This is a genomic window from Pseudomonas sp. PLB05 (assembly GCF_021106615.1).
In the GTDB taxonomy this organism is placed as follows: Bacteria; Pseudomonadota; Gammaproteobacteria; order Pseudomonadales; family Pseudomonadaceae; genus Chryseomonas; species Chryseomonas benzopyrenica.
In genome coordinates, this window is record NZ_JAJOHO010000006.1 from 168,339 (window position 1) to 194,825 (window position 26,487).

33 protein-coding genes are annotated in these 26,487 nt (G+C 60.7%); 20 read left to right on the forward strand and 13 right to left on the reverse strand.

The genetic code is table 11. The features are described from left to right. Positions 1 to 32: 32 nt before the first annotated feature. From LRS53_RS22325 to LRS53_RS22345, 5 genes are all read left to right on the forward strand, one after another. Positions 33 to 506, forward strand: coding sequence for a hypothetical protein (locus LRS53_RS22325; RefSeq protein ID WP_231357380.1), 474 nt, complete (start codon positions 33 to 35; stop codon positions 504 to 506). Positions 507 to 573: 67 nt separating this feature from the next. Next, positions 574 to 843: a hypothetical protein gene (locus tag LRS53_RS22330; RefSeq protein ID WP_231357381.1), complete on the forward strand. Its 270-nt coding sequence runs from the start codon at positions 574 to 576 to the stop codon at positions 841 to 843. A gap of 382 nt (positions 844 to 1,225) precedes the next feature. Further along, positions 1,226 to 1,750: a hypothetical protein gene (locus LRS53_RS22335; protein ID WP_231357382.1), complete on the forward strand. Its 525-nt coding sequence runs from the start codon at positions 1,226 to 1,228 to the stop codon at positions 1,748 to 1,750. 778 nt (positions 1,751 to 2,528) lie between these two features. Next, positions 2,529 to 2,813 carry a hypothetical protein gene (locus tag LRS53_RS22340; RefSeq protein WP_231357383.1) on the forward strand — a complete coding sequence of 95 codons (285 nt, stop codon included), beginning with the start codon at positions 2,529 to 2,531 and terminating at the stop codon, positions 2,811 to 2,813. A gap of 104 nt (positions 2,814 to 2,917) precedes the next feature. Next, positions 2,918 to 3,088 (forward strand): hypothetical protein, encoded by a 171-nt coding sequence (locus LRS53_RS22345; protein ID WP_231357384.1) that lies wholly within the window; start codon positions 2,918 to 2,920, stop codon positions 3,086 to 3,088. Positions 3,089 to 3,127: 39 nt separating this feature from the next. Here LRS53_RS22345 and LRS53_RS22350 read toward each other — a convergent pair whose 3' ends face one another. Next, positions 3,128 to 4,387: a DUF1173 family protein gene (locus LRS53_RS22350; protein ID WP_231357385.1), complete on the reverse strand. Its 1,260-nt coding sequence runs from the start codon at positions 4,385 to 4,387 to the stop codon at positions 3,128 to 3,130. A 186-nt stretch (positions 4,388 to 4,573) separates the two neighbouring features. After that, the gene (locus tag LRS53_RS22355; RefSeq protein ID WP_231357386.1) at positions 4,574 to 5,143 is read right to left on the reverse strand and encodes a hypothetical protein; all 570 of its coding nucleotides are present in this window, start codon (positions 5,141 to 5,143) and stop codon (positions 4,574 to 4,576) included. 451 nt (positions 5,144 to 5,594) lie between these two features. Here LRS53_RS22355 and LRS53_RS22360 point away from each other — a divergent pair, with 451 nt between their 5' ends. The 7 genes from LRS53_RS22360 to LRS53_RS22390 all read left to right on the forward strand — a co-directional run bounded on the left by LRS53_RS22360 (position 5,595) and on the right by LRS53_RS22390 (position 8,259). Further along, positions 5,595 to 5,834 carry a hypothetical protein gene (locus LRS53_RS22360; protein ID WP_231357387.1) on the forward strand — a complete coding sequence of 80 codons (240 nt, stop codon included), beginning with the start codon at positions 5,595 to 5,597 and terminating at the stop codon, positions 5,832 to 5,834. 218 nt (positions 5,835 to 6,052) lie between these two features. Beyond that, the gene (locus tag LRS53_RS22365) at positions 6,053 to 6,340 is read left to right on the forward strand and encodes a hypothetical protein (protein WP_231357388.1); all 288 of its coding nucleotides are present in this window, start codon (positions 6,053 to 6,055) and stop codon (positions 6,338 to 6,340) included. Positions 6,341 to 6,381: 41 nt separating this feature from the next. Further along, on the forward strand, positions 6,382 to 6,543 hold the full coding sequence (locus LRS53_RS22370) for a hypothetical protein (protein WP_231357389.1): 162 nt from the start codon (positions 6,382 to 6,384) through the stop codon (positions 6,541 to 6,543). 213 nt (positions 6,544 to 6,756) lie between these two features. Further along, on the forward strand, positions 6,757 to 7,059 hold the full coding sequence (locus tag LRS53_RS22375; protein WP_231357390.1) for a hypothetical protein: 303 nt from the start codon (positions 6,757 to 6,759) through the stop codon (positions 7,057 to 7,059). 33 nt (positions 7,060 to 7,092) lie between these two features. Beyond that, a complete protein-coding gene (locus LRS53_RS22380; RefSeq protein ID WP_231357391.1) occupies positions 7,093 to 7,347 on the forward strand; it encodes a hypothetical protein in 255 nt (84 codons plus the stop codon). A gap of 65 nt (positions 7,348 to 7,412) precedes the next feature. Then, positions 7,413 to 7,682: a hypothetical protein gene (locus LRS53_RS22385; RefSeq protein WP_231357392.1), complete on the forward strand. Its 270-nt coding sequence runs from the start codon at positions 7,413 to 7,415 to the stop codon at positions 7,680 to 7,682. 4 nt (positions 7,683 to 7,686) lie between these two features. Continuing rightward, positions 7,687 to 8,259 (forward strand): hypothetical protein, encoded by a 573-nt coding sequence (locus LRS53_RS22390; protein ID WP_231357393.1) that lies wholly within the window; start codon positions 7,687 to 7,689, stop codon positions 8,257 to 8,259. Between the two features lie 71 nt (positions 8,260 to 8,330). Here the strand turns inward: LRS53_RS22390 and LRS53_RS22395 are convergent, their stop codons facing one another. Continuing rightward, positions 8,331 to 8,714 carry a hypothetical protein gene (locus tag LRS53_RS22395; protein WP_231357394.1) on the reverse strand — a complete coding sequence of 128 codons (384 nt, stop codon included), beginning with the start codon at positions 8,712 to 8,714 and terminating at the stop codon, positions 8,331 to 8,333. A gap of 58 nt (positions 8,715 to 8,772) precedes the next feature. On the opposite strand from LRS53_RS22395, the gene LRS53_RS22400 reads away from it, so the two are divergent. Further along, entirely contained in the window at positions 8,773 to 9,006 is a 234-nt protein-coding gene (locus LRS53_RS22400; protein ID WP_231357395.1) for a hypothetical protein, read from the forward strand. 11 nt (positions 9,007 to 9,017) lie between these two features. Further along, positions 9,018 to 9,569, forward strand: coding sequence for a hypothetical protein (locus LRS53_RS22405; RefSeq protein ID WP_231357396.1), 552 nt, complete (start codon positions 9,018 to 9,020; stop codon positions 9,567 to 9,569). Between the two features lie 7 nt (positions 9,570 to 9,576). Here the strand turns inward: LRS53_RS22405 and LRS53_RS22410 are convergent, their stop codons facing one another. Both LRS53_RS22410 and LRS53_RS22415 read right to left on the reverse strand, forming a co-directional pair. After that, positions 9,577 to 10,269 (reverse strand): thermonuclease family protein, encoded by a 693-nt coding sequence (locus LRS53_RS22410; RefSeq protein WP_231357397.1) that lies wholly within the window; start codon positions 10,267 to 10,269, stop codon positions 9,577 to 9,579. Between the two features lie 208 nt (positions 10,270 to 10,477). Continuing rightward, the gene (locus LRS53_RS22415) at positions 10,478 to 11,113 is read right to left on the reverse strand and encodes a hypothetical protein (protein ID WP_017642847.1); all 636 of its coding nucleotides are present in this window, start codon (positions 11,111 to 11,113) and stop codon (positions 10,478 to 10,480) included. Between the two features lie 121 nt (positions 11,114 to 11,234). Between LRS53_RS22415 and LRS53_RS22420 the strand changes: the two genes are divergently transcribed. Both LRS53_RS22420 and LRS53_RS22425 read left to right on the forward strand, forming a co-directional pair. Beyond that, complete coding sequence (locus tag LRS53_RS22420; protein WP_017642846.1) at positions 11,235 to 11,717, forward strand: hypothetical protein; 483 nt, start codon at positions 11,235 to 11,237, stop codon at positions 11,715 to 11,717. Positions 11,718 to 11,888: 171 nt separating this feature from the next. Beyond that, positions 11,889 to 12,155: a hypothetical protein gene (locus tag LRS53_RS22425; protein WP_017642845.1), complete on the forward strand. Its 267-nt coding sequence runs from the start codon at positions 11,889 to 11,891 to the stop codon at positions 12,153 to 12,155. Positions 12,156 to 12,488: 333 nt separating this feature from the next. On the opposite strand, the gene LRS53_RS22430 is transcribed toward LRS53_RS22425, so the two are convergent. Further along, a complete protein-coding gene (locus LRS53_RS22430; protein WP_157225869.1) occupies positions 12,489 to 13,421 on the reverse strand; it encodes a hypothetical protein in 933 nt (310 codons plus the stop codon). A 331-nt stretch (positions 13,422 to 13,752) separates the two neighbouring features. Between LRS53_RS22430 and LRS53_RS22435 the strand changes: the two genes are divergently transcribed. Next, a complete protein-coding gene (locus LRS53_RS22435) occupies positions 13,753 to 14,202 on the forward strand; it encodes a hypothetical protein (protein ID WP_017642843.1) in 450 nt (149 codons plus the stop codon). Between the two features lie 194 nt (positions 14,203 to 14,396). On the opposite strand, the gene LRS53_RS22440 is transcribed toward LRS53_RS22435, so the two are convergent. From LRS53_RS22440 to mobI, 6 genes are all read right to left on the reverse strand, one after another. Continuing rightward, entirely contained in the window at positions 14,397 to 17,471 is a 3,075-nt protein-coding gene (locus LRS53_RS22440; protein ID WP_017642842.1) for an error-prone DNA polymerase, read from the reverse strand. Then, the gene (locus LRS53_RS22445) at positions 17,468 to 18,883 is read right to left on the reverse strand and encodes a Y-family DNA polymerase (RefSeq protein ID WP_017642841.1); all 1,416 of its coding nucleotides are present in this window, start codon (positions 18,881 to 18,883) and stop codon (positions 17,468 to 17,470) included. The genes LRS53_RS22440 and LRS53_RS22445 overlap by 4 nt, the downstream gene beginning before the upstream one ends. A 12-nt stretch (positions 18,884 to 18,895) precedes the next feature. Continuing rightward, complete coding sequence (imuA, locus tag LRS53_RS22450; RefSeq protein WP_017642840.1) at positions 18,896 to 19,528, reverse strand: translesion DNA synthesis-associated protein ImuA; 633 nt, start codon at positions 19,526 to 19,528, stop codon at positions 18,896 to 18,898. Next, a complete protein-coding gene (locus LRS53_RS22455) occupies positions 19,521 to 19,964 on the reverse strand; it encodes a hypothetical protein (RefSeq protein WP_017642839.1) in 444 nt (147 codons plus the stop codon). The genes imuA and LRS53_RS22455 overlap by 8 nt, the downstream gene beginning before the upstream one ends. 675 nt (positions 19,965 to 20,639) lie before the next feature. Then, a complete protein-coding gene (locus tag LRS53_RS22460) occupies positions 20,640 to 20,963 on the reverse strand; it encodes a hypothetical protein (RefSeq protein WP_026084055.1) in 324 nt (107 codons plus the stop codon). A 57-nt stretch (positions 20,964 to 21,020) separates the two neighbouring features. Then, positions 21,021 to 21,494 carry a conjugative transfer protein MobI(A/C) gene (gene mobI, locus LRS53_RS22465; RefSeq protein ID WP_017642837.1) on the reverse strand — a complete coding sequence of 158 codons (474 nt, stop codon included), beginning with the start codon at positions 21,492 to 21,494 and terminating at the stop codon, positions 21,021 to 21,023. Between the two features lie 1,215 nt (positions 21,495 to 22,709). Between mobI and LRS53_RS22470 the strand changes: the two genes are divergently transcribed. After that, complete coding sequence (locus tag LRS53_RS22470) at positions 22,710 to 23,717, forward strand: ParM/StbA family protein (protein ID WP_231357398.1); 1,008 nt, start codon at positions 22,710 to 22,712, stop codon at positions 23,715 to 23,717. A 575-nt stretch (positions 23,718 to 24,292) separates the two neighbouring features. Here the strand turns inward: LRS53_RS22470 and LRS53_RS22475 are convergent. After that, positions 24,293 to 24,988: a S24 family peptidase gene (locus LRS53_RS22475; protein ID WP_169854978.1), complete on the reverse strand. Its 696-nt coding sequence runs from the start codon at positions 24,986 to 24,988 to the stop codon at positions 24,293 to 24,295. A gap of 600 nt (positions 24,989 to 25,588) precedes the next feature. Here LRS53_RS22475 and LRS53_RS22480 point away from each other — a divergent pair. Beyond that, positions 25,589 to 25,969 carry a lytic transglycosylase domain-containing protein gene (locus LRS53_RS22480; RefSeq protein ID WP_231357399.1) on the forward strand — a complete coding sequence of 127 codons (381 nt, stop codon included), beginning with the start codon at positions 25,589 to 25,591 and terminating at the stop codon, positions 25,967 to 25,969. Next, positions 25,966 to 26,457 (forward strand): hypothetical protein, encoded by a 492-nt coding sequence (locus LRS53_RS22485; RefSeq protein ID WP_231357400.1) that lies wholly within the window; start codon positions 25,966 to 25,968, stop codon positions 26,455 to 26,457. The genes LRS53_RS22480 and LRS53_RS22485 overlap by 4 nt, the downstream gene beginning before the upstream one ends. Positions 26,458 to 26,487 lie beyond the last annotated feature (30 nt).

Sequence of the window (26,487 nt, forward strand, 5' to 3'; positions counted from 1 at the left end):
CTGGCAAGTTACGACCTGATAGGGAAAAACCCGTGTCGTCCATGCAATTTTTTCTTCGCACCGAAGATCCGGTGTCGTTGAAGGCCTATCTCGATGAAGCGCTAGCTTTCAGTGTTTCGCTTGAGCGAATGGGCCAGGAGTCGTCAGCTGTACTATCTGGCATCGCTACCGGTGGACCTGGGGAATGGTTCGAGTGGTACACGTATGCCGATTGGGCCAGCTTCGATCACTGCCTCTACATCGGCGTCATCGAAGATTGCCCGAGACTGCACAATGGCTTTCTCGAGCTGCATAGCGCATGCCTCGACCTTGAGCTCGCGGGACAACCTGGGCGGGGCCTGCGCTTCGATCGCGGAGCGTTTCTTGAGCATCTTCGCCGGTACCGCGCGGCTCCCGGCTGGTTTGGCGAGGAGGGGCAGCCTCGCCTCCCTGACCCACACGACGTTGTGACCAAGGGCGACGAGCAATCCGATTATTCGGCGCGCTTCAACATCGAGCATTTTTAGGAGAAGGCGTCATGCCAACGCAGTGTGGTGCTAGGCACTGATTATTCTGACCTATGGGACATTCTCTATGAATCGAGCAAAACGCGGCCTCGCCGCCCTAGCGACTGCGGTTTTATTGGCCGGGTACGCACTCGCCGGCCTCTACTGGTACGGCAAGATCAGCTGGTCTCCCTCCCACCTGTTCTACGAGGCGCCTGTGCCTGGCTGGAACGATTTTTTCGGATGGCTGCTGGCCGGCATCTCCTGGATCTGTCCCGCCGTTGTTATCGCTCTTGGGCTGCTCCACCTGGCTGGCAAGGCATCCAGCGCTCAGCACTGCTCCCTTCCCCGAGCCTGACCCTCTGAAACGCTGCCGCGCTGAATCCACCGTGCACGGCGCCTGCAGGTGTCGAGCATTGATATACGCCACCTCGTGCCGGCGGCCCTACCCAGATCGGGCGACTGGTCCGAGAGCGCGCCGGGGAAGCGGCTGCCATACCAGGTCGTAGCCGCATGCTTCCCGCCATCTCGATCAGCTGCTGCAGTGAGCGCCTAGACGGTAAGCGGGTGTTGCCTAGGCGTGAGGGTTCCCATCACTACCACCGCTGAGGTTCGCCCCTTCGATGGGCGCAAATTGGCCATTGTCTGGCGGCCGCCTCGGGCACCATCAGGCATTAGGCGATCATCTGCACCGGCCTGACCTGCTAACCGATGCCTGCTGGCTGATTTAGGACCCCACCATGAAGTTGGACGCGCTGAATAAATACCTAGAGGCCACCCAAGACCATTTGGGTGTCGAGGACCAACGCTATGGCGGTGGTTTCCGAGCAATCGTCGCGCACCGATCGGCTGTCAATTTTCTTTTCGACAAGCTCGAAGGCGGCGATTTCGACGGTACCGAAGCGCAGAGCTTCCTCAATGAAAATCCATTATTCCCATCAGCGACAGGCAAAACGCCTCAAGATGCGTCGCAGAAACTGAACGATAAGCTGGAGCTTCTTTATCAGTTTGAGCCTAATGCCGGCGTGTATAAGTGGACCGCGATCCCTCGGTTCAAATTGCAAGCTCAATATGACGCTGATCCAGGTGAAGACCGAACTTGGTACGACGTGTGCTGGATCGACGTTGTAAATGACTTGCAGTCAGATGCGCTGTATTTCTACGAGAGCTGTCGAGACAACTGCAGTGACCGGGTAAAGCGCGATCTGCATGCGTTGGTCAATTTTAAGTATGAGGGCATATTTGCCGGTCTTAAAGTCGGTTAATCGTTCTAGTACAGCGCCTCGTAGTTAAGGCAGTTTTTCTATGACGACACGACTGAATGCGGCCGAAAAGCCAGTACAATTTAGGTCGTTGCTGTTAGCGGCTTCGACGACGGAATGAAATATGAAACAGCCACCCTACATAGTTTTGATTATGGCGCCAATATTTAGTATCGGGAGCGTCTGGTTGCTTTATTCAAACGACTTGGAGCTGGGATATAGCCCTGTTTACACTGCCCTGCTAACGGCTGGCGGCTGGGGCGGCGCCCTCTATTGTTGGTACACGCGTCGCAAGGTGATAGCCAACCGCCTTCGCTTGGACATTCGGCCGAACTCCGCCCAAATAGTTGACAGTCCGGTCTTCCATCAGTGGTTCTCCACGCGTACTCACTTCCTAGGCGATCCCGCTGCCTTCAACAAACTGATCACGGAGGTGGCTAACCGGCCAGCTGTTAGTAAAGGACGGTTTATGTATCGGCGAGAGTCCGTCCACGTGCGACTTCACACGGGCGAGTTAACCCTTGCCGAGGTAGAGGCCGACCGCATAATGGAAATAGTCGAGAACCATTTCATAGATCCAATCTTCGAGCTAGTTGAGGATGGCGATGCCGAAGTCAATCAGTCAGTGTCCATTAGTGCTTAGCACTGTTTATCGATCATAGTTTTTATGCGCTACTCTCTGAGGTGTTCTGTGCGAAAGATGTGCACGATATTAGCGATGCTAATAACTACCGGGGCGCGTGCGGCGCCTGATCTGAATTACGCAACGCGGGTAGTATTGGTGACCGAGCTCAAGACGACCGTTGCAGGCACGCAGCTGGCATTTAAACGGCCAGGTGGATGCGTGTTCTCCGGTGTTGCGAATGACGCGAAAGTCGTCGACATCACCCAGAAGACCTGCCGAAACTCGACCACCAAAGTGAAAATGGTTGTCCCCCTGGAAAGGCAAAAGGCCTTTATCGACGCCGGCGGCGCTTGGCCGGAGTTCGATTGGATCAACGACGATCGCCTTAACTATCTGCTCTTCCCGGTCGAGCCTGAAGCTCCAGCACAGAAGACGTCCTAGCTTCTACGGCGAGATCGCTTGGATCGCAGACTCACCGCTCAAGTAGCATCTCAGCAAATGCTGTATAGGCTATCGCTGATTGGTACCCAACCTTGGAGAGCGTAATGGCGGAGCAAGCAAAGGTGATCGCTTGGCGCGTTGAGTTTGAAAGCGGCGCCGTCGAATTGTGGCCGGCAGAAGAGTTCACCGGCATGCCTGGGTTCGGGCGTTGGGTGACCCCGCTGATCGCCGGCGGCGATACCATCGACCACTGTCCGGACCAAGCCGAAGACTGAGCCCGGACGGTTACGCTGCCTGTGCGGGTTCACGTCGACCTACCTGGAAGACCCGTATGCCGCGGGGAACGCTGGTATGTGTTCTCCCCGAGGGTCCTGGGTCGCGTCCCAGCGCCACCAGCCCGTCTCGCCATACTCGCTGCAGTACCACTGTTCTTTCGTGCCGCGCCGTTCCAGGTACTGCGGTGTGGCCATGCCGAAAACTTCGAGCGCGAAGTCCTGCTGCATGTCGAGCAGCCAGAAGTCTGGGAAGACTGCGCACTCATCGGAGTCGTAACGCAGCGGCTTGTCGAACTTGCGCCCCTCATCCCGCAGCTTCTGCTCGACCTTGCCTTCCAGGTCTGAATCAAGCGGGATCCACTGCTCGCTCACCTGCATCAGCGCGACCTCGAGCACATCCGCCTGGTGGGCTTTACCCGGCCGCTGCGCGATTTGAGCGATAGCGATCACCCGGCTTCCCCTGCGCCAGGCGCCCAGCTCCCGTCCGAATCGGCGAGAGGCGGTTTCCCATACGGCAGGGGGCAGGTAGAGCGTTGGCATCCCGAATGGCCCAGTCACCGGCAATCTCTCCGGCGAGCCGCTGTGCCGCTCCTCGTCGTACCTGGCCAGGGGACTGACGACGACCAGCCGCCAGTTGCGTGAGGCCGCGTTCGTGGCGATCTCGCGGTTAGTGGCCTCGCGCCGCTTCTCTTTCTGAGCAGCCAGCAGCAGCACCTGGTCGAGCTTGATGCGAGGCGCTACCGACACCCGCCCAGCGCATTCGTGAAGCAGGTGAGAAACCAGCTCTCCATTACGCTTTCCCGCCATTGCCGGGTACCAGGTGGTGAGCCGGCTTTCCGACCAGAGAAGATGTAGCAGGCCCAGGAGCGTCATGGCCGGCTTCTTCACGCCCGGGGCGGCCGGCGGGGAGGGGGTCGCATCCGCAGCTTCCCCAGGCGCTTGCTGCCGTACGCCCCGGGCGAGCCTCACCTTCATACCCCCGTCAGCGGTTTCTTCCACCACGCCCACTGCATAGCCCTGCAGACCGGAGCGCTGCGGCGCTGCTGCATAGAAGCGACAGTCATTGGCGTGCTCCGGGCCGCTGTGAGGGTAACGGGCAAGGTGGTAGCCGTCCGATCCTTCGCGCAGCTTGATCGTCACCTTGCGCTCGCCACTCCCAGGGCATCCGCACAGACCGTGCTCCCGGCCGTAGGCGCGTTCCAAGACGCGCTTCCAGGCCGCGGCATACTGAGGATCCGTTTGGAACTCAGGGGAGTATGACTTCCCGCCCAGAGTGATCCGATAGCGGTTGTTGAGCATAGGCGTAGGCCTCCAAGCCAAGGTGGTAGCTATCTCCTCAACGCGGCCCGATAGCGAGTGTCGCCGGCCAGCCGCGCTGAGGGAGAGATCCCTGTCAGTACAGCACGGCAGCCGCCTAGGCAAACGCCGGATTGAGCACGCTCCGGGCGTGAACCCCGTAGATTTTGCCGGCGGCCGGCCGTCGCGCTAGTCTCGGTACTGGAGGCCCACGGCGGATCGGCAGTTGCGATGCTCCAGGCTGCCAGCCTTATACGGCCAGCAGGCGCGGTCCTTCATGCTTGGCGTCTGGCGCACCACTGTGACCTTCGTCGGCTGCGGGGGCGCCTCTTCTGGCGTTAGGCTTCGAGGGGCTTCGCTGAAGCTCACCACGTTCTCGGCGCCGCGTGGCGTGAAGTTCCGGTCGTTGAAGACGGTCTGCTTGCCGACCGCCGCTGCCGGCGGCTGGACCTTAGAGGGTGAGGTCGCCGCGGCTGCCGCATTTTCGTCCACGGGTGAAGGCGCGGCGCGGCGGACCGTGCCGCGGACGGTATCGGCCGGCTCTGGGGCAGGATGAGCTGCAGCCTCGGCGCGAAGGGCGGGGTGGTCAGTACCTACGGATGGCGGTGAACCCGGCAGCGCCCGGCTGGCCAGCTCCAGGGCAGCGAATGTCGCGAGGCCGCCGACGGCAAGGCACACGACTAAAGCGACCGGCCGCGTCCTACGCGGTTTCTGCACCAGCCAGTCAGGCGCATCATCAGGCTCAGCACTCATTGCCATGTTCAAAAGTCCTTTTTGCTTTACATCCAGGGCGGCCCCGGCGGTGTCACTTTGCGGTGCCTGACCTACTGGTGCCAGGGTAAACGCAGCTGGCGCCCAGACCTCGCCATCCTTCGATGTGCGGTCCCTGACAAGCGATAAGGTGCCCGGTGTTTGCGTTTTCCAGAAGGCCGCTAGCCTAGGAGGCGATTCCATCAGTATTGAGCGAGCGCAAGATGAACAGGCACCCCAAAGTCCTACAGGAACTGTATGCAGAGCGGGAGCGTGCGGTTGCCGCCTTGGGCGACGGAGAGCAGATTGCCGCCGCAGATCTCGAGAGACTGGATTACTTGGGCCGGTTCCGGGTGGCGAACGAGCACTGGCACCTGTGTGACGCGTCTGCGCGGAGCGCGCTGCTCGGTGACACCCATCATTTCGTCGCTTCCTGCGCACGCCTTCAGGAGTCGAACTGATGGATCACACGACACGGATCGCATTTCTCACCGAGCTACGAGACCTCCTCCAGCGATACGACGCGGAGATCTCCGTCGACTATGACGACTGTAGCGATTTCCATGGAGTCATCGGTGAAGCCATGAGTGTCAGCATGGGCAAAGTCGATCGTTTTCATGGTCGCCCGACTTTCACGCTGGGAGAGGGATGGGGGATAGAACCCGAGGGCTTGTCCCGACTGCTAAAATCCTACGAGTGAGCGTAATCCAGGAGATGCAAAGTGCTACCACAAGGCCCTGCCCGGCGGCGGCCTGAACAAGGCCGAGGAAGCCGAGCGCGCGCGGGTAGCGGGTATCTGGAAATAGAGAGCGCGCACGTCTTAAAGCGATTTGCCCACCTGGTAAGCGCCGAACGCGGCTGACCAGATTTAAGAACCCTCCCCACTACCACCCCGGCGCTGCCGGCGAGGATCTAGCCATGGGCACCACTACCGCCGCAATCGTGGATATTCCACAGCTCGAAAAAACCATCCTGCAGATGGCCCAGGCCTGTCTGACCGTCGCCGAGCAGTACCGCAATAAGCGCCTGCAGGGCACCGCTACGGACGAGGATGCGGAGACGTTCGTGGACAATTCCGTGGCCCTGGAGACGTTGGTGAAATTGGCCTACGACAACGATTCCGGAATGACCACCGAGACCCGCATGTTGCTGCTCGGCATCGAGAGTCAGGAGGTCCAGCTGATGCTCCCCCTGCGCGAAGGCTGAACCCTCCCCACCACCCACCCAATCCCGAGCAAGGACGAGCCATGACCCGCGAAGAAGCTGACCAGATTGTCACCGCCGTGGAAGCCGCGCGTGAAGCGGATGAATACAGTAGCGCCTATGCCGCGTGCAAAGCCGCTGGCGTGTCGGTGTCGGCCTATAAAGAGGCACGCCTCATCGCCTACGGTCTGAACGAGATGGCTTGAGCCGGTGGCATTGTGGCCGCCGTGCCAGAGGCGGCGCGGGTGCCAGAGGCCGCCGACTTCCGATAAGTAGGCATTTTGGTAAATCGGCCCCGATACCTGGGCGGGACCTGGTGGCCAGGCTCTGGGGCATGGCCACCGAAGGCCCAGGGCCTGGACTGCCAGACCCCGTGGGGTTGGCCGAGAGCGAAACGGACCGTGACGGACAGATAGACCATGGCGACACAGACACAATCACCGAGGGACCGTGTTATTGCCGAGTACGAAGCCCAGCAGGCCGCCACACTGGCCCGGCTGCCCGACGAGGTTCGCGCCGTCCTTGACGCCATGGCGAACAGCGAGGGGCGTGACACTATTGTCGATGGGCTGGCGAATGTGCTTCGTACCAGGGAGCGCGCTGATAGCGCAGAGTGGCGAATGATGCTGCTGGGCTCAATGAACTATGCCTGCCGGGTCGGAGATTTGACCTACGGGGGTTTAGAGATCGTGAACGCGTACGTCGCGACACTGCGCAAGTGAGCCAAGGGGACCGTTCCTATGGAGAATCGAACGATGGGTACCCAAGACGTTGAGGCCGGGTCCGCCCCGGCGCCGTTGCCCGACGGCCTGCGCGCCGCCCTGGCACGCGTCCGGGGGCCAAAGGGGAGAAAGACGTTGGCGCGAGCGTTCGCCGCGCTGCTCGCCGAACGCGACCTCAACGAGCGCCGGCGGCGGGAGTGGATGCTGTTCGGTGCGCTGAACTATGCCTGGCAGCTCGGCCAGGTTAGCTATGAGGATTACGAGTTGCTGACCGACTTCAACCATTAGGGGCCGCTGGCGTGAGCTGGGGGACTGCTCTGCGCTTCCTTACCCTTCACAATGAGAACGATACGATGAGCACAACTCCTTACGATACGGACGACGAACTTCTGCGGCTGGACCTGGAGCCAGGGATTTGCCTGCATATGGTGCTGATGAGCAACAATCTGCGGCTGGCCGTTGATGAGGCAGAAGTCGACGTTGAGCGCGCCCGAGGCCACGGCTTGGTGGCCGGCTTGAAGATCGGCAACGCTATCACCCTGGAGCAGCACGACGCGCTCCAGGCAATGTTCGATCACGCGGCCGAGTCGACCCGGCAGCAGCTGCGAACCGTGCAGCACTAACGCGATGGTGACGCCGATTTTCGACCTGGCCGCGGCCTTGCTCCGTCGCCTGCAGGCACTCGCCACGCCGGCTGAGCTGGTGGCGGCCTACGATGAGGCCCGCGACCAGCTGGCGGGCGTAGTGGGCCGCGAGGAACTGGACTGGTCACAAGCTGCTCGGCTCACCTTCGCCCTGTCGCGGGCCTATCGCAACCGGCTGGACAGCCTGCAGCCGGCGGGCATGGCCGTGGCGGACTGGCATGCGCACCTGGCAGGCATCAAGCCCGGCCAGCTGGATGCCGGCAGCGACGAGCTGTGGAGCGCGCCCAGCCCGGCCAGGCCCTGCAGCAACCCCCGTTGCGGCCGGCCGGCGGTACCGTTCGGGCGCTTCTGTCCGCGGTGCTATGGCGGCGTGCTGCACCCCGAAGGTCTGCCGCTGCTACCAGGTGATCCCGACGACCCTTATAGGGCCTTCAACGCCGAGGCCGACGCCATGATTCTCGATCAGCAAATGCCCCACCCGAGCGAAGTGGAGTCCTACGTGCTCGCGCACGCCAGGGGCTGGGATGAGGAAGTTTGGGACGGGCTCGAACGGTAAGGCACCTTGGGTGATGCGGAAGATGAGTCTACGTGGCAACACGATGCCTAAATACCAACTGATCAGCTGAGTTACGCAGTCATCGCGCTGTTCCAGTTCCTCCAGAGGTATTTTTTGCGCCAGCCGGGATAGATCTCTTTCGTCAGGTAGTCGTCCTGTACGAACAGCTGGGCACCTAGGTGCGCGCTCCTTTCGGCAATTCCCATCAAATCATCCGGAGCGCTATCTGCCTCTCGATAGATGGGTGGGTAGCCGTCTCGGGTCAGGATGTAGGTAGCCATAATTTTGCCCTTTTGTTGGTTCATAGGAGGGAGCTCTTGCAAGAGCGGCCGCATGGTATGTAACTGGGGCGCCTCGTCAAGGGGAACGTGTTCAAGCTCATTCCCGTGCTGCCGGGAGTGGCAACCGACGACCTGCGCGGCTTGCATCGAGCCGCAGCCGGTACCGAGTTGCATTTTTCAAATGCTCGATAGCGTGGAACGGATCTCCCACAACGCTCGAGGCATTCGGAACATGGCTACCCAGAAACACTTCGACGCCGCGGCCGAGCGGCTGCTCGGCAAAACGGCCTACCAGGGCCTGCTGGCATCCGGTTATTCGCGCCCGGACTTCTGCCGCGAAATTGCGCAGCTGGCGTTCATCGGTCACCTACCCGACTCGGCAAGCACACAGGACGATCTCGTGCTGATCCGCCAGGTCGCTGAGCGGCTGTGGAAAGGCGTCGGCGATACTGGATTGGACGAGTAGGGGGCCTGGTAATGGACGACATCAAGAAAGCGGAGAGAAAGCGCTTCGAAGCGGCCACCCAGCAGGCGGACTGGAACGCGGTGGTGCAGGGCAATCCCACCAACACGGTGCCGGTCTGGATCTACTCGGTGAATCCGGAGCACGGCGCCCGGTTGGTCACACAGCTCTCGGTCGAGGGCTACCGCGCCGCATGCCAGCGCGGTGGCCTGCCGCTGCCAAACGGCATCCAGGCGTGGGACGTGCTGCAATACGCTCTGACCAACTACGAGGCGGCGAAGGATCACGCAGCGCGCCTGGCGCTGCACGAAGAGCTTGCTGGCGCCCTGCTGACCTATGCCAGCCACACCAAGACCTGGGGCATGCTCCCCCCGGTAGGCCAGGTGCAGGGCATCCACGTGGTGATCGGCGATTGGAACACCCGCAAGGCCGGCCGCGTGTTCAAGCCGGCAGCGGTCGTGGGGCGTGAGCTGCTCGGTCGTCCGGACGTCGTCGCCCTCCTCGACCAGCTGATCGCGGCCCATACCGCGAAGCATCCGGCAGAAGGCCCCATCCGCGGCCGCTAGTCACCAACTACCGGCAGATGGCTTCGCACGGTATCCCGTCGTGGTCGCCATCGATCCGGCTATTGCCACAGTGCTGCAGCTGATACTTCGCCTCCGCACAGCTCGTCATCTGCCTGCAGGCTTTGAGTGGTGTGCAGCTGAAGGATCCCGCGGCGCTGGCGCCCTCCGATCCGCCAAATTGAGAAAAGGACGCGGGTCGCTTCGGCGGTACTGCCGCCGGCGGCTCGCCCTCTCCAGCTTGCGCATCTTGTCGCTGATCACGCGCGGCGCGGCGCCACTCCCACGGCGGTACCCGCTCCGCCTCCGGTAGCGCCCACAGACCACGTTTCTGCGCCTTGGCCTGCGCTTCCAGGTCCAGCAGCGATCGATCCTTCAGGTATTGGCGATAGACCCATGCGGCGCCCTGGCGCACCTGCTCGGCATTCACGTCCGTATTGCCCTGGTACACGCGCGCCACCCGGCGGCCGTATCGGTCAGTGTCCTGGACGTCCAGGCTAACATCCTTCGAAAAGACCATGGCCGCCAAGGATTGCTGGGCGCGGTTGCCGTAGGGCTGTTTGCTCTCAGGGGTGTCGATCTCCGCAAGCCGAACCTTGATCTGCTGCTTGGCGGTGGTCAGGCACGTCAGGGTGTCACCGTCGTGCACGCCCACCACGCGGCAGTCGATCGTTTCAGCGAAGGAGAGGGTAGGGAGGGTCAACGCAAGGGCTACTGCTAGCTGCCGAAGCATATGAGGTCTCAGATCCGTTGTAAGGGGGAAGGTCCGGTATCACCGGGCGGGCGCTGTTGCGTTTCCGTACTGCCGGTGACGCCGACGCGGGAGTGTAGCGGCGGTGCGGATGAGGGGCAGGGTCTATGCGGGGCAGAAGCGGACAGAGGAGCGAAAGGCGGCTATAAGCGGCGGCGGGCTAGCGACGGTGGCCACCGACAGTGGCGCTACCGCCGGCGGCCATCTTCTTGCGGTTGGGTCGCTTATACGCAGGAATCTGGCGCTTCAGGCGCAGCTCTCTCACCTTGCTGTAGTGCAGGCCGTGCCTCAAGCCAATTGCCCGGTCGCTATCGGTGCCCAGCTCAGCCAGTAGCGCTTCGCTCAGAGGCTGTTCGACGTGCAGCTTTGGAATGCCGCGCCGTTTGCGTTCGCGGTACACCAAATCGTCAGGAATCCCGAACCGGTGAGCCAGCTCGGCGTCTCGCAACTTGCCCAGTAGCGGCACGGCCTCCGGGGGCAGACTGTGCACCCGCGGTGCCCGCTTCGCCGGGGCCAGGCCCTGGCGCAGGCGCATCAGGTAGACCGCGCGCCGGCTGATGCCGAGCCGCCTGGCGACGGTCGCATCGGGTTCCTGTCCAAGGAGGGCGAGGTTCTCCGGGCTCCACCGGAACAGCGTCTCGCGCTGGAAGCCGCCCTGCTTCAGGTCGTAGGGCGCGATGGCCAGCGTCTGCCGCTTGCGCGCCACGGTCATGCGCGACATACCCCACCGGTCGCCCAGGGCGGTATCGCTCTCGGTGCCGAGCAGGGCAATCATCTCATCCGTCCAGATCTTCATCGCAACTCACAGCATCTGCAGCACATGCCAGTCTAGCGGCATGGCACCAGCCGGACCACGGCAGGCCTTGCGTTTTCCGGATCGGTGAGAGGGTAGGCCATCACCTGATGGAGACCCGAACATGGTACCGGTTGAACAGCTCAAAGCCGCGGTGGAACAACTTCCGAAGTGGAGCCCGCAGATCACCAGCCAGGTAGGCTGGGTCAACTGGCGCCAGGGTTTCCAGATCAAGGCGCTCTGGTACGGGAATTGTTCGCTCCTGTGCTACCTCGACTTCAAGGACAGGGTCGCCCGGGACAACACCTTGGCCACCGCCTTCAAACGCTTTGCTGCCCCAGACGCCCGGCCGCGAAAGATCGATGGCCATGGCTGTTCCTGCCTCGACTACTCGTTCCAGTCTGACCACTTCGTGTCCATCAACGAACTGGCGGAAATCGCGGATGCCAAGGGCTATGCGTACACCGTCCTGTACGTCCAGGAATGTGTCGGTGCTCGGCCGGTTTTCGCGACGCTGGGCATCCCCTTGGTACCGGGCGAGATGGGCAAGGAGTGGGTGGGCGGCGAGTTCATTTCCTACGCCTGTCCCGCCGGCCAGAATCTGTAGTCGTCTGCCACGCCTGCTGCCTGGCAGATACCGGCCAGCGCCGGACGGCACGGTACCCCAACGCGCGGCGAGCCGTAATCTGTAGTCGTACTCTACGTCACCTGACGACCTGCTACCGGCCATCCCGGCACCGCGCGGTATCATCACGCCTCAATTCGTGAGGCGTGCGCAATGCTGGTGATCCATCTTGAAAGTGGTCGAGTAATCAACCTGGAGCGCTCGGTGAGTACCGTCAACGGGTACGGCATCTGGGAATACCACCGGAGCCAGAGCTCCAGTATGTGGGTGCCCGACTACACCCCCTACCGCCACCTCGCCGTCAAACCGCCGGACCCAGCCATTGGCCAGAAGGTCACCGTGGCTATCTGCAAGCTCGGCGCGCCGGAGGAAGAGTGGAAGCCGTTCAGGTCCGGTACCGCAGGATACGACGGGATCTGAAGTCTGCTGCAACGAGGCGTGGAGGGTGTCAATGAATCTGGCGGGTATCGGTTGCCGCGACAATGGTGACCCTAAGCCGGCGAATGCCTTAATCGTCAGCTATAGACTTCAATAACTTTGCGCTTATTGGTTGCGATTCACGCGACCATGCCGATTTCTGTTTGAAATAGCTACAACCGCTTGCAGAACCTTCCGGAAAAACTCATGAATGGCCCCTAAGGTATGGGCACAGCCTAGGGGCTGCTATTGATCCAAAACAGGCCTTAGCGGATGGCAGCTATCGACCATAAGCCGACACCGAGTCCACTGCGTCTGGCTGTTATTTGTAAAAACTCACAAGGAGGCTTGGAAATTGTTTCCGCTCACTTGAGTAAACTTTCCGCCGAGGTCCTCAACAATTTTCTTGAGCCGATCTTTTCGGATCTGCCCAAGACGCCATTCCGTAGATAGCTTTTTCATAAGATCTGTAGTCATCATAGGACCATCTCGGTGCAATGTTCTATAAACCGCTAGTGCTAACCCTTTGTCTTTGACAACTCCGAGTGAAACCTGATCGTCCAAGAATTCCAGTACTTCCTGGAAATCATGAATCATCCGTTTCCATTTTGCCTCGGTAAGTAAAACGCGGTTACTCAATACCTCTGCAGCACTGTGCTCTGGATTGTCCGGCGATCCTAGTCCTTGATCATGCGCAATCTTATTACGAGTTTGATAATACCCGTGGAGCCTTGTGGAGCTTACGCCGGAGAACAGCGTGACTCCCCAAGTACTGCTAAATAACGTTAATCTTTGTTTGTACCTTCCTTTAAGTGGAGAGCTCGGCGAATCCAGGATCTTTAAGATTTGCCTTTTGCGGCTTTCAAATATTGGGGTGTTTTTTAGGAGTGCGGGGACATCATCACCAGTATAGCTCGGATCACCTTTACGCCCGTCGTATAAAGAGCACAAGAAATAATATCCAGAGAGTGCATTCTCGAAGGCGGAACATAAGTGAAGAATTGAGTTTGTCCTCAATGCTTCGAGGTTTTTTACCAACAAGATGTCAGAAAAATCTGACAGATTTTTTTTCGACACGCGATCCAGTGCGTACTCTTTTGCACCCCAAATTTCTTTGACCAAAGGGTCGGAGGAGCCGCAATTGCCGCTGTTTTCCAGGAAACTTAAAATTTTGGATGTGCGATTATATGCATAGGCGGACGACCAATAAAGCTCATTCACGCGAGCAACTTCTGACTTAAAAATAAGTAAAGGCTGTAATCCTGCCATGGAAGCTCCTTAGGTACTTTGCTTAAGTAGTGAGTGGGTGCGTAATCAAAGTGAGTAATTCAGATTTAGGGGTTTACTTTCCCTGAGTGGCATCGCTCTGCTTTGCGTCGTGGATCTTTATTTAAGGTCCGAGAGTTTCTTTGGCTTCTGGCTATCAGCTGCATTTCAGCAAAGGCTCTAGGTTGGTTGCTCCCAGACTAATCTCGGTCTGGGTACTTCCAGAATGTAGCACCGAATCCGCAAACCGAGCCGGCGGCCCGACGCGGCTTGCGTATCTGAAGACCTATGGGACGTTGGCCAGCATTATTCAACGATGCTGACGGAGCTTCCCATGCAGACCCCCAACACCTCCTCGACTCCGGCTCTGCCGCTACAGCTGTGCGTCCACCGCTATTACTCCAGAGCCGAAGACCCAGCCTTCCAGCAGCTACTTGTGGTTTGGAACCAGGTGGCGCCGATCCTCGCTGCGGCGCCGGCCGGCACCATTGCCAAAGTCGACAGCGAGTCTCTGTTCGTTGCGCCGGTGGATGGTGCTCTGGCGATGTTCCTGTCCGCAGACCTCACCCCAACGGCCGTCGATGGCAACATCTTCCGGCCTGAGGATTTCGACGGCATCGGCGCCGATGAATTTGCCGAACTGCAGAGTGCCTTGGAGCGCTGGATGGCTGCGCCAACGTACGACACGCCCTGCACCCCGTCTCACCTCGCAGACGTGCTCGCTGCTAACTACGGGGAGGCGGAAGCGCCACGTGAATGGCGATGGTCGGGCGAGACCCTATAGGCCTTCAGTAGCAAGGCTTCACGCCTGGCAGTCCACCAGGGCAAGCAAGATTCACATGCCCTGGAGACACCCCGCGCCAGGCGGTATAGCGGAAGTATCCCAGGCGGTATACTTCCGCCCTTGAAGCATCGCCTACGGCTCCACGTCACTCGCGCATTCTGCCTATTCGAGACCTGTCCGCATCGAAGATGCGGTCAATGAAAATCTCGGCTTCGCGTATCGAGACCCTGCAGCAGCTCGCTGATGTCCTCCAAGCGGCCGGCCACAATGTGCAGCACGCCATCGCGCGTCTCTACCGTTCCATCCACTCGCAGCAACTGTGACGCCACCAGCTCCCGCCGCTGGCGCTCCGCCAGGGTTCGCCACACCACCACGTTCACCATCCCGTACTCGTCCTCAAGCGTTACGAAAGTCACGCCGCTGGCAGTGCCTGGACGCTGCCGGCCGACCACCAGGCCAGCAACCCGGGCCGGCTGCCCATGACGCCGCTCCTTCAGCTCATGCGAGCTCATCAGCCGCCGGGCCGACAGCTCCGGCCGCAGCAAGGTGAGCGGGTGCGGCCCCAGGGTGGTACCCAGGGAGGCATAGTCCGAATAGAGGTCCTCACCCACGGTCGGGGCGACTAGCTCCTGGATCTCCTCCTCAACGACAGCGCCCTCAGCGAATAGGGGCAGCTGCGGCTCGATTGCGGCCATCGCCCAGCGTGCTTGGAACCGGTGCCCGGCTAAGCCCTTCAGTGCACCTGCATCCGCCAGGCACTCCCGGGCCTTGGCATCGAGGCCTGCGCGCAGGCACAGGTCGGTGACGTCGCGGAATGGTCGCTGCCGGCGGGCCTGCTCAACCGCGCGCCCGGCTTTCTCAGCGAGGCCTCGCACCATCCGCAGGCCCATCCGGATCGCCGGCTGCGGGCTTTCAGCAACAGGCTCGAGGCTGCAATCCCAGTCGCTGCAGGTCACGTCCACCGGCAGGGTCTGCAACCGGTGCCGCCGGGCGTCCTGTAGGATCTGGTCGGGGCTGTAGAAACCCATGGGATAAGAGTTGATCAGCGCCGCGGCGAACGCTGCCGGCTCATGGCATTTGAGCCAGCAGCTGGCGTAGGTGAGCAGGGCGAAGCTGGCCGCGTGGGACTCGGGAAAGCCGTAACTGCCGAACCCCTCGATCTGCCGAAAGATGTCCGCGGCGTACTCCGCGGTATAGCCGTTGGCGAGCATGCGCGAGGTGAGCCGCTGCCGGTGCGGCTCAAGCCCGCCGTGGCGCTTCCAGGCCGCCATGCTGCGGCGCAGCTGATCGGCTTCCCCCGGCGTGTAGTCGGCGGCAAGGATGGCGAGCTCCATCACCTGCTCCTGGAACAAGGGGACACCCAGGGTCCGGCCGAAGACGCGCTCCAGCTCCGGCGGGTAGCTGATCTCCTCCTGACCGGTCCGCCGGCGCAGGTACGGGTGGACCATGCCACCCTGGATGGGGCCCGGGCGGACGATGGCCACCTCGATCACCAGGTCGTAAAAGGTCTGTGGCTTCAGCCGCGGCAGCATGGCCATCTGGGCACGTGACTCGATCTGGAACACCCCGAGCGTATCGGCCCGACTAATCATCGCGTAGGTCGGCTTGTCCTCTTGAGGCACGGTAGCCAGGGTCAGCTCCTCACCTCGGTAGCCTTTGACCAGGTCGAAGCAGCGGCGTAGGGCGCTGAGCATGCCCAGGGCGAGGATGTCGACCTTGAGCAGGCCCATCGCGTCGAGATCGTCTTTGTCCCACTGAATCACCGTCCTGCCCTCCATGGCAGCGTTCTCGACCGGCACCAGGGTGTCCAGTGTCTGGTCGGCGATGACGAAACCGCCCGGGTGCTGGGACAGGTGCCGCGGGAAACCGATTAGCTCGCCGGTGAGCACCAGGATCCGGTGGAGCAGGGGGCTATTAGGGTCGAAGCCCGATTCGCGCAGTCTCTCTGGTGGCGGCAGGTTGTCCGTCCAGCGGCCGCAGCAGTCCGCCAGCGCGGTGATTTGATCCGGAGGCAGGCCCAGGGCCTTGGCCACGTCCCGCACAGCGCCTGCGGCGTGATAGGTGGACACCACCGCGGTGAGCGCGGCGCGCTGCCGGCCGTAACGGCGGAAGATGTATTGGATGACTTCTTCCCGGCGGTCATGCTCGAAGTCGACGTCGATGTCCGGCGGCTCATCGCGCTCGTGGCTGATGAAGCGCTCGAACAGGAGGTTGATCCGGGTCGGATCCAGCTCGGTGATGCCCAGGGCGAAACAGACGGCAGAGTTCGCGGCCGAGCCGCGCCCTTGGCAGAGGATTCCCTGCTGCCGTGCGAAGCGGACGATGTCGTGCACCGTCAGGAAGTAGCTCTCGTACGACTTATCGGCGATCAGCTGCAGCTCTTTTTCGATCTGGGCACGTAGCCGAGGCGACAGACCTTCCGGCCAGCGCCAGGCGCAGCCCTCCTCAGTGAGCACACGCAACCAGCTGGTGGCGGTGTGTCCTTCGGGTACCACCTCACTGGGGTATTGGTAACGGAGCTCCGCCAAGTTGAAGGTGCAGCGCTCGGCAATGTGCAGGGTCTCCTCCAGCAGCTCGGACGGATAGCACCTAGCCAAGGCCTCACGGGTTCGTAGGTGGCGCTCCCCGTTCGGGAAGAGCAGCTGGCCAGCTTCCGCCACCGGGACGTGATGGCGGATGGCGGTGATGGTGTCCTGCAGGGCCCGGCGCCCGCGGCAGTGCATGTGCACGTCGCCGGCGGCCACCAGCCCTACGCCCAAGGTCGCACCCAGACTCTGGAGCTGCTGCAGCCGCACCTGGTCGTCTTGATCGAAGTGGAGCTCGGCGGCAATCCACAGCCGGCCGGGGAACACCTCCAAGAGCCAGCGCGCTGACTCTGCCTCGGCGTCGCGCTCCGGTACCCAGAGCGCGATAAGGCCGGCGACCTGGTCGAGGTCCTCGCGCAGCAGGCGGTAGCTGCCTTTGTCCGCGCGCCGACGGGCCAGGGTGATCAGCCGGCACAGCTGCTGGTAGCCCTGCAGGTCTTGCACCAGCAGCACGAGCTTGGGGCCCTGGGCGACCTGGAACTCCGCGCCCACGATCAGCCGGACGCCATGCTTCTCCGATGCCTGCCAGGCGCGGACGATGCCGGCGAGAGTGCATTCGTCGGTTATGGCCAACGCCTCATAGCCCATGACCCTGGCACGCTCGAATAGCTGATCGACGCTGGAAGCACCGCGCTGGAAGCTGAAGTTCGACAGGCAGTGCAGCTCCGCATAGCCGGGTGTCACGCAAACCACCCCTGCACCCACCAGCCCGGCCCCTCCGCAGGCGACTGGAAGGCCCAGGCCGTACGCCCGTCGGCGAGCTCGAGCACGTAGTAGTCCCGACGGGCATCCTCACCGTCCCACCACCCGCTCTCGATCCGCTCGGGCCCGCTCAGGACCCGTGACTGATCGACATCCAGGGGCTCCGGCGCCGGTAGCAGCCACCCTGGCCGCCGATTCGGTCCCAATGCCTGGAGCGCCAGCGAAGGCGTGTCTCGCCGCCAGGCCCGCTCCGGCCGGTGATCGCCTTGGGCGCCCACCGCATAGACCGCGTCGTCGCCCAGGCGAGAGCGAAGCCGCTCGCGCAGCTGCTCCCAACTCACGGTCTGTTGCGGACGTTCATCGAACAGGCCGCGGTGCTGAGGGACGAACGAGGGCAGTTCGTCAGCGACCAGGCCGATCGCGAGTACCGGTTCAACCACCTGGGTAGGCTCCAGGCGCCCCCGGGCGAATTCGAACAGCAGCGCAGGGTCCCGCTCGGGTGCCAGCAGACCCACGACAATCTCGGTTGTCGGCGCCTCACGGTGTTCGAGACGCAGGGTGAAGCGTTGGGCGCCCATGTCCCGGCCGGCGAGGTAGGTGGCCAGATCCGAGGTCAAGCGACGCAGGGGAAATAGCAGGGCCTGGGTCGACTCGACTTCGAAGTTGAGCTCGATCCGCAGCCTGAAGGTGGTCGGAGGCAGGAAAAACTCCAGGGGCAGGACCTTGCTGCCCAGCATCTGATCGAGGTGATTGAGCAGACTCAGCGGAAAGCGCCGGGCGAGCTGCGCCCGGGGCAGCGCCAACACCTGGCTGAGCTGCCGAAGCCCCATGCGACTCAAGGCCTGGACGATCTCCGGCTCGAAGCCCAGAAGCGCCACCGGCAGCGTGCGCATAGCGCTGGCAAGGCCTGCTTCATCCCGAACTGCCAGGCTGTCGCCGGCGTTGGCCAGTACCCGGGCGGCGGCTGGATTGGGCGCAAGGGTGATCCGGTGGCCGAAGCCCAGCGCCGTGAGCTCCTGGCGCAGGCGCGCTTCAAATCTTGGCCAGGGCCCGAAGAGCGGCAGGCTCGACTGCACCTCGAGCACCAGGGCGTCGGCGAAATGCAGGCTCACCTGCGAGCTGAACCCATAGGCCCAGGCCGCCAGCAGCTCGTGCTGGCGCCGTAGCGCCGCTTCGTCGTACTCCACCGTCGCAAACTGCGGGCAGATCGCCTGAGCAGCGGTGTAGGTCATCTCCGGCCGGAGGCCGAGCGCCAACGCCGCCGGGTTCGCCGCCTTGATGATCCGGCGTTGTATCGGCCCGTGGAGCAGTACCAGGGGTTCGTCCGGGTCAGGACAATTGCGCAGCACACCGTCCAGCGCGAACTGGGGGAAAAAAATGCAGGCCCATTTCATGGCAGTCGTCCCTCAATGCCAGACCCGATGCGCAAGCGCCGTTGCCGGTGGATTGCCGCCGCGGCACTTGAGCACTCGCAACTGCTGAGGTGAACCCTCAAGCACCAGGCGCAGCGCTGCAGGTGACGCGTTGACCGCTTCCCGCTGGTGGCGGAACGCGAAGGCAAGGGTCTGTCCGGTCTCGGCAGCCACCTGCAGCCGGCGCAGCGCGCGATCGTCCGCCCGGCTGGGCCAGCAGAGCACCGCACCACAGCTACCGGAGCGCAGGCACTGCTCAGCGGCCCACAGCACGTCCTTGCCCTGGACCTGGATGACGCTCAGCCGGCCGAGGTCGACGCCGGCCTGCAGCCAGGCGTGCGGGTAGAGCAGATACGGGGGAGAGATCAGCACGACGCGTTCGCCGGCGGCAGTGAGGCGTGCCAATGTCGGCCACACGAGCGTGAGCTCACCTAGGCCCGGTCGAGCGCTCAGGATTTCGGTAAGCGCTGCATCAGGCCACCCGCCGAGCGGCAGTTGGGCATCGAGCGCCGAGTGTCCGGTTGGCTGCGTGCTGGCGTCGTCCACATGCGGACTTTGCCCGCGCCACACACGGCGACTGTCGAGCAGAGAGTCGAGCGCAACGACATTGGTGGCCGCGTTATCCATGCTGCACCCCCGTCGGCGCCGACGGCGAGCTGCCGCGCTCGGTGAGCATGACCTGCAGCTGCGCACGCAATTTGAACAGATCTGCATGCAGGACGGAGTTCATCGACTCTAGCCGCAGGATATGACGCTGGGCACGCGAGAGGGGATCGTCGCGGTCGTCCGGAATGAGCCGGTCACCCCGGGGCACGTGGCGCTGGTTTTCCTCTTGGACGAATTGGACGTAGCGCAGTCGGTGGCGCTGTACCTCCGCCGTCAGGACATCCCGCTCAGCGACCAGAACGCGATTGGCGCGTTGGGCTTGCCCCAGGCACTGACGTACCTGGTCCAGTTCTTCAGTCAGCAGATCAACGAGGTTACGGCAGTACGTCAGCTCCGTGGGACGGAACAGGGACTGCTGCTGTTCGAAGCTGTCCTGCTCATCACCAAGCATGTCCATAGCGGCCCACCTGCTCAATCCCTGAAGCCATGACCTTCTGGTACTCAACAGAGCGATCGGGACAGCGGTGACAGAGACGAGGGATACGGGGAGAAATGGACATGGGATGGCCTCCTTTAGGGGTACTGTATAAATAGACAGTAATCAGGGAGGAACGATCCAGCAAGCTTGACAGCGACGGACGGCAGGGAAGACGAAGCGAAAGATTCTTTCGTTCAGGAAGGTGATCGCACGCTGGTGCCTGATTTCAGCTAACCGGTGTGGCGAGCAATGAGTATGCAGCCAGGCAGCAGCGTCGCGATGGAACTGGCTGCGGTGAGAAGGGCGATCACAGGGTCCGAATCAAACGGCGCAGGGAGGTCAGCAGGTAGCAGTCCATTTCTGGCTGCATGAAGCCATCGGGCACCTTCGCAGACAATGGCAAATGCCACCGCCACGAGGCCAGTGCCCACCGTCGTTCGCGCTACGGACCGTACCGCCATCTGTCTTCCCCCAACTCTGAGAGAGAGAGGATGGCACTCGCGGCTGCTGACTGGATGTTAATTCACACCCGATGCCGGTCGTCGATCGCACAGCCCGGCAGAGTTGAACCGTTCACATGGGCAGACGCCGGGGCCCCGCTACCGGCAGCAAGCTGCCGGCCCCTTTCCAGTTACCTCCCTGGCGACCACGGTGTCAGCGCATCGAACCGCGTATGAGTGTGAGATGGCGCCTCGCCGAGCTGCGCGCCAGCTTCGTCTCTTGCTCCGCTGCCCACTCATCCTGGATCTGCCGGGCGATGTTCGTGCGGACCGGCAGCAAGACTGGATACTCCGGCTCTTGCTGATCTACCTGTAGGAGGCCGGCCTCGTGCAGGTAGGCGTAGGGCTGCTTGAGAAAGTCTGATAGCGCCACCGCGTTCGGCTGGCCGCAATAGGCTTGAAAGTAGAGGTCGGCCCACATGTCCAGGTCGACACGATCGACGATGACGGGGTGATCCATTTCTGGTGGACGTTTCATAAACCGGTCCTTGCTGTCTGGAAAAGGATCACCGTACCGGTACTTCTGGAAACGCAACTAGGCAACCGGCGGGTTGGCGTTCACCTTGCGCTGCTGCATCAGCAATTGCTTTCGCACCTTGCCAAGGTTCAGGAGCTGCTCCCTGATTATGGCCAGCTTGGGCTCATACAGATGGAACAGTTCGACGAACCACGTCTCCATTCCGAACGTGACTGTGCTGGCGGCATAGGAATGGCTCAACCCCTTAGCGATTGGGGAGCGTGCATGCTTTTTCTTCCCCCCCTCGCCGTTGAAGAAATAGACCTTGCACCAGGCAATCGACACAGATCCCTTGCCATTGCCACGCACGTCGATCAGTCGATAGATGATTTTTCCATCGGCTCTGGCTTTGGCCGCTTGGAAGTATTCGTCCCTTAGCCGCAAAGCCTCATCACGCAGGGCTTCATGGGCCTCATCCAATGAGGTTATAGCCTGCCCATAAAGACGGGAAATTAGGCCGTTGCTGGTTTGGGGGTCGATTGAAGGGGTCATTGTCATATCCTATCTATTTACAAGGAGGACGTTCGGGTTGTCATTAGCGAACGACTGGAAAAAGGGGGTCATAAAAGCGGCTTTTTAACGAGAACCAATATGGACGTATAGATTGTCATTAAATATGGTTTTTCTCGTTTAGCTGAGTTCGGGCCACAGGAATCACACTACATCCATTTGTATTGTCATTAAGTATGTAAAAAACTCGGCGGATGTCACTCAGCATGCGGATCGGCGGAACGGTGGTTTAAGCGGTTTCTGCGCACATCTGACTTTGAAGAGCACTAAGTCGCGAGACCCATTCATCCGTTTGTATTGTCATTAAGTATGGCGAATCCATTAGCAATCCCGCCTTATTCTTGGAATCCAATACAACCGTTTGTATTGTCAATAACTATGGGAGCGTCCTGGTCTAGCGGATGGAATCGGCGAAGCCAATACATCCGTTTGGGTTGTCAATAAGGAGAAGCAAGACAATACATCCGTTTAGGTTGTAAATAAGTATGGGAAATATGACCGTTTCCAGTCTTCCCACGGAAAGCCCTGAGCTGTTTTTTTGGGGAAGCATTGAGATTGGCAATACTATTGACAATGTCGGTGGAGATCTGAAATTTCTTGCGTTTAGCTACCATTTTGAGAGGCCTTCGGAGGGCTGATTTGTTACCTGCTTTGCTACATTTCAAGAAGCCAATACATCCGTTTGTATTGTCATTAAGTATGGCTGGATGAGATATCACGCCGAGACCAGTGAAAAAACAATACATCCGTTTGTATAGTCATTAAGTATGGAAAAGTCCGGTTTGGTTAACTCCGATCTTTACAAACAACCCATACGAATGTCTTGCAATAGGGCATACCGCCATTCAAGCACCCCAATCAGCATGGCTTTAGCGAATTCGCGCCCACTGAGGGCGTGAATTGGGAAAAGAAGGAAAGAAGCAATAGGCACTCTTGTCCGAGGCGTCCTGTAGGACGCCTCGTTGCCCACCGCAATGGTCAACGTGCTCTGTAGGCGTCCTGCAGGACGCCTACAGAGAGGAGGGCGAAGCGAGGTGCTCCCGAATTGACCAGTAGGCGTCCTACAGGACGCCTGCGCGGCGGTTTGGGGTTGGCGAATGCCCTGCCAGGGCGTGCTTGCGCCAGGCGTCCTCCAGGACGCCTGGCTGACCATTGCGGGACGTGACGCGTTGCGAACCCTTTCAAGCGAGTGCATGCATGAGTAAGAAATCCCAGAACGCCGCTCCGTACGTAGTGGGCCTCGATATCGGTTACTCCAACGTCAAGCGGGTCGAAGGCTATGCCGACGAGGCCTCGCCACGCCAATTCATCTCCCCTGCTCAGGCAGCGCCGTTAGGAAGCCTCAACGGCAACGCGGTACTCAAGGAGGGGGAGCACTATGTCACTCTCGATGGCGAACCCTGGGCGGCGTTTCTAAGCGCCGGCCGAGCCGGGGTCACGCGGGAATTGCATGCAGACTATCCCGCCTCGAAGAGCTACCGAGCGCTGTTCAACGCGTCGATCAGCGACGCGTGCCGGGACGGTCGAACGGAGATCGACCACCTCATCACCGGCCTTCCGGTCAGCCAGATGCGCAATTCGCAGCTGGTCGAGCGGCTGACCGCACAACTGACGGGTGTTCATCAGGTAGCGCCGCAGCGTGAGATCACTGTCCAGAAGGTCACTGTGTTGCCGCAGCCGGTTGGGACCCTCAACTATATCTACAGCACCTACGAAAGCCCGGACGACCTCGATGAGGGCGTAATCCTGGTCCTGGACCCAGGGTTCTTCTCGGTTGATTGGGTGGTCTTCCGCCGTGGGGATATCGTTCGCGATTCCAGCGATTCGTCCATGGAGGCAATGAGCGCTCTGCTTGAGGCTATCAATCTCCTGATCGCCCGAGAGTTTGGTGGACCGGGCCCTGGTCGCGACAAAATCGAGATTGCCTTGCAGCGGGGTAAGCCATACATCCAGCTGTATGGCAGCAAGGTGGACCTGCAGCCATTCGTGGATCAGGCGGTCATGACTGTTGTGCCCAAGGCGCTATCGAACATGAAGCAGCAGATGCGCTTCCTCGATGGCGAGGCGATCGACTTCGTTTTGATCGGTGGCGGCGGCGGCACCTGCTATAGCGCCGCAGCGAAGGAGATCTTCCCGTTGTCCAAGATTCTCGCCGCCAGTGAGCCGGTTATCTCCAACGCCTTCGGGTATTGGCTCAATCACTGATAAGGGAGCCAGGAGATGAGCGATGCGCCGGACGATCTTGCGCTGAGGCTGAACGTCAAATTTCGGGACGGTACGGCTCCAATGCTTCAAGCCGAGCTGATGCGGCTCCCGGGCCGGCAACGGGTGAAGCGCCTGTTGGAGTTGGCGAGCCTGGGACTCATGGCCGAGCGTGGTATGTCGGTAGAGAGCTTTGCCAGGCCATCCGCCGGGTTGATAGCGCCTAAGCTGGACGCCGGCCCTTTGCGAGCCGGCGAAGCGCCAGGTGATCTACCTGCCGAGGATCTGCCGAAGCCACCATTGCCTTCTCAAGAGGTGGGCAGGATCCCCGTCGCGGTAGTAGTGGAGACTGGAGAGGCAGGCGCATTACCAGACCTTCAGCGCGGTGAAGAACTCTCGAGTGCGTCACCGCGCCACCGAAGGCGTCCTAGCTTTAACGTCGACCTAACCGGTTAGGGGGCAGTTGGTTGAGGAATTGGTGCGGGAACATGAACGAATGCGATCTGGCCACGCATTCAGGTTCTCGCATTTCCTTCACGCGCCAGGCGATCCGATCGACGAAAGAGCTCAGGCCCTGCTCAGAGCGATGTCGTAGAGATCTTGAACCTCACCCGACCTACAACCTTGGGCACCCTGGCCTCGCCGCTGGCAAGCTCCTCAGGAGAAAACGCCATACCGGAATAACGGACGTTGGCGACGTTGAAGCTCATCAAATCACTCACTGGGCTGACACTGCGCACAATGACGGACCCATGATGGGTCAGGATGAAATTCCCCTCCGTCAACGTGGTGTCTGCGATATCGACGACCACGATCTCGTCCGGCTTGATGTACGGCTCCATGGCGTCAGTGTCGACTCTTGCAGCCCTGGCGTTGCCCGGGCTGATGCCGTACCGCTGAAGCAGCTGGAGCGGCAGTGGAAACGTGCGAAGAAATGTCCCTTCGGAGGCGAAGTCCGGCTTCTCTCCAAGCAGGCCTTTCTCATAGGCCAGCTCGCGCAGCGACCTGACTATAAGGGTGACCGATTCCGAAGTCTGGTCAGGCTCGCCGACACCGGTCGCCAGGTATTCGACGGTGCTGCCCAACGCGCCGGCAAGCGCTACAAGGCGCTCCCTGTTACAGCTCGTACCTCGGTAGAGCATATTTTTCGTAGTCCCTTCGTTTTCGTTCAAAGCAAGGGCCAGCTTTTGAACGGACAGACCTCGAGCATCCATGAGGTCTTTAACCCGTGTGACGAACGCTTCGTGCGAAGTGGCTTCGGGTGTGTAGTGCATGGTGGTCCCTTCCTGGTACGAGGCGATTGCGGTCGCCTACGTGGCTTGGTGATGCGCGGAACAGCCGTCCAATTATCGGCCATTTACGCGCATTTTATTTACACCATTCCCTGTACAAAAGCTGAACGAGAAAATGCGCACAGAATGGTGTCGTATTTACGACACCTTCAGTGTAAACGGCATCGTCCTCCGCGCTATCCGTCAATAGAGTGACGGGAAAAAACGCTTATTGTGTGAAGTGAATCACCGAATATTAGGAGTTCCTTAAGCCTATATGCCGTTCATCCCGGAAATGGGGCCAGTTACGCCCCTCGGGAGGCGATTGATAGCTTGCTCTCTTGAAACAGTGAGAACCAGAGCACAAAATATGCACACATTAGAGGTGTAGTTTGCAGGGTGGCTGGTGTGGCGAATAAAGGAGCTATTTTCGGGAGGCTAGCAGCAGCGCTGCTTTGTGCTGTCAGTGCAGCCCCCGGCCAGGTAGCTGCCTTCGACCTGACTGGCACTGTCTGGGATAGGCCTTCGACTCAAGGGTGTCGGCCGTCACCTGAGCTTCTTTACGCAATTGCGCTGGTTGAATCGAAAAAATACGCGGGCCGGATGGTCACCCCCAATCCCTATGCTCTCAATATCGACGGCAAGGGATTTCATCCGGGAACCCGCGAAGAAGCAGAAAAACTGCTCCGAGAAGCGTTGCCCAGAACACGGGCAATTGCCGTGGGAGCGATGCAGATCAGCCTACGGTGGAATGGGGGCGAGGTCAGCGACCCGGCGGACCTGCTCGATCTACGCACCAACGTGCGGACCGCCACCAAAGTCTTCTGCGGTTTTCAAAAGCAAGGGGGTGACCTAGCGCTGTTGATTGGGCGTTATCACACCCCTAATCCAGAGCTGGTCAGTGTCGCAAGGGCTTATGGAGAGGACGTCCTCCGCGTGTGGAGACGTCTCGTTTTGCTCAAGCAGGAAGGAGAGCAGGGATGATCACCGCGACGCCAGTAGGTTGCTTGCTGGAGACCGCTCAAGAGTGGATCGAGTCGAATGACAGCGCGTTCTACCGCTTCTTCGATATCAGCACTGAGGACGGAAAGTGGCTGCTCTCCGCAGCTGAAGCCGACATTGAGCGGCTGGCCTGCCTGCCCGCTTCGGTCTTCAAGATCAGCCTGGTACATGGCGATGGTGGAAGTGCCCCCCGGGCCATGTTGAACAGCTACAGCGTCAGCCTCGTAACCAATGTGCTTAGCGAGATCCGCGAGGATCTGCGTACCTCGGAGCTGGAAAGCCGAATCTTCTGGGGACTATCCGAGAAAGACGCCGGCTGGCTCAAAGAGAGCTCCTTCGGCCAGCGCAACCAAATTGCCGCCCTGGGCCGTGTGAAGTTCACCGCGCGAGACGGCCTGGTGCGCGAATCCGCGGGTGAGCGCAGCGACACCCTTCAGCTACTGCTTCGCGTCATGAATCCCAGCTATTGAACCTGGGAATCCGATAATACCCTTTGAGAT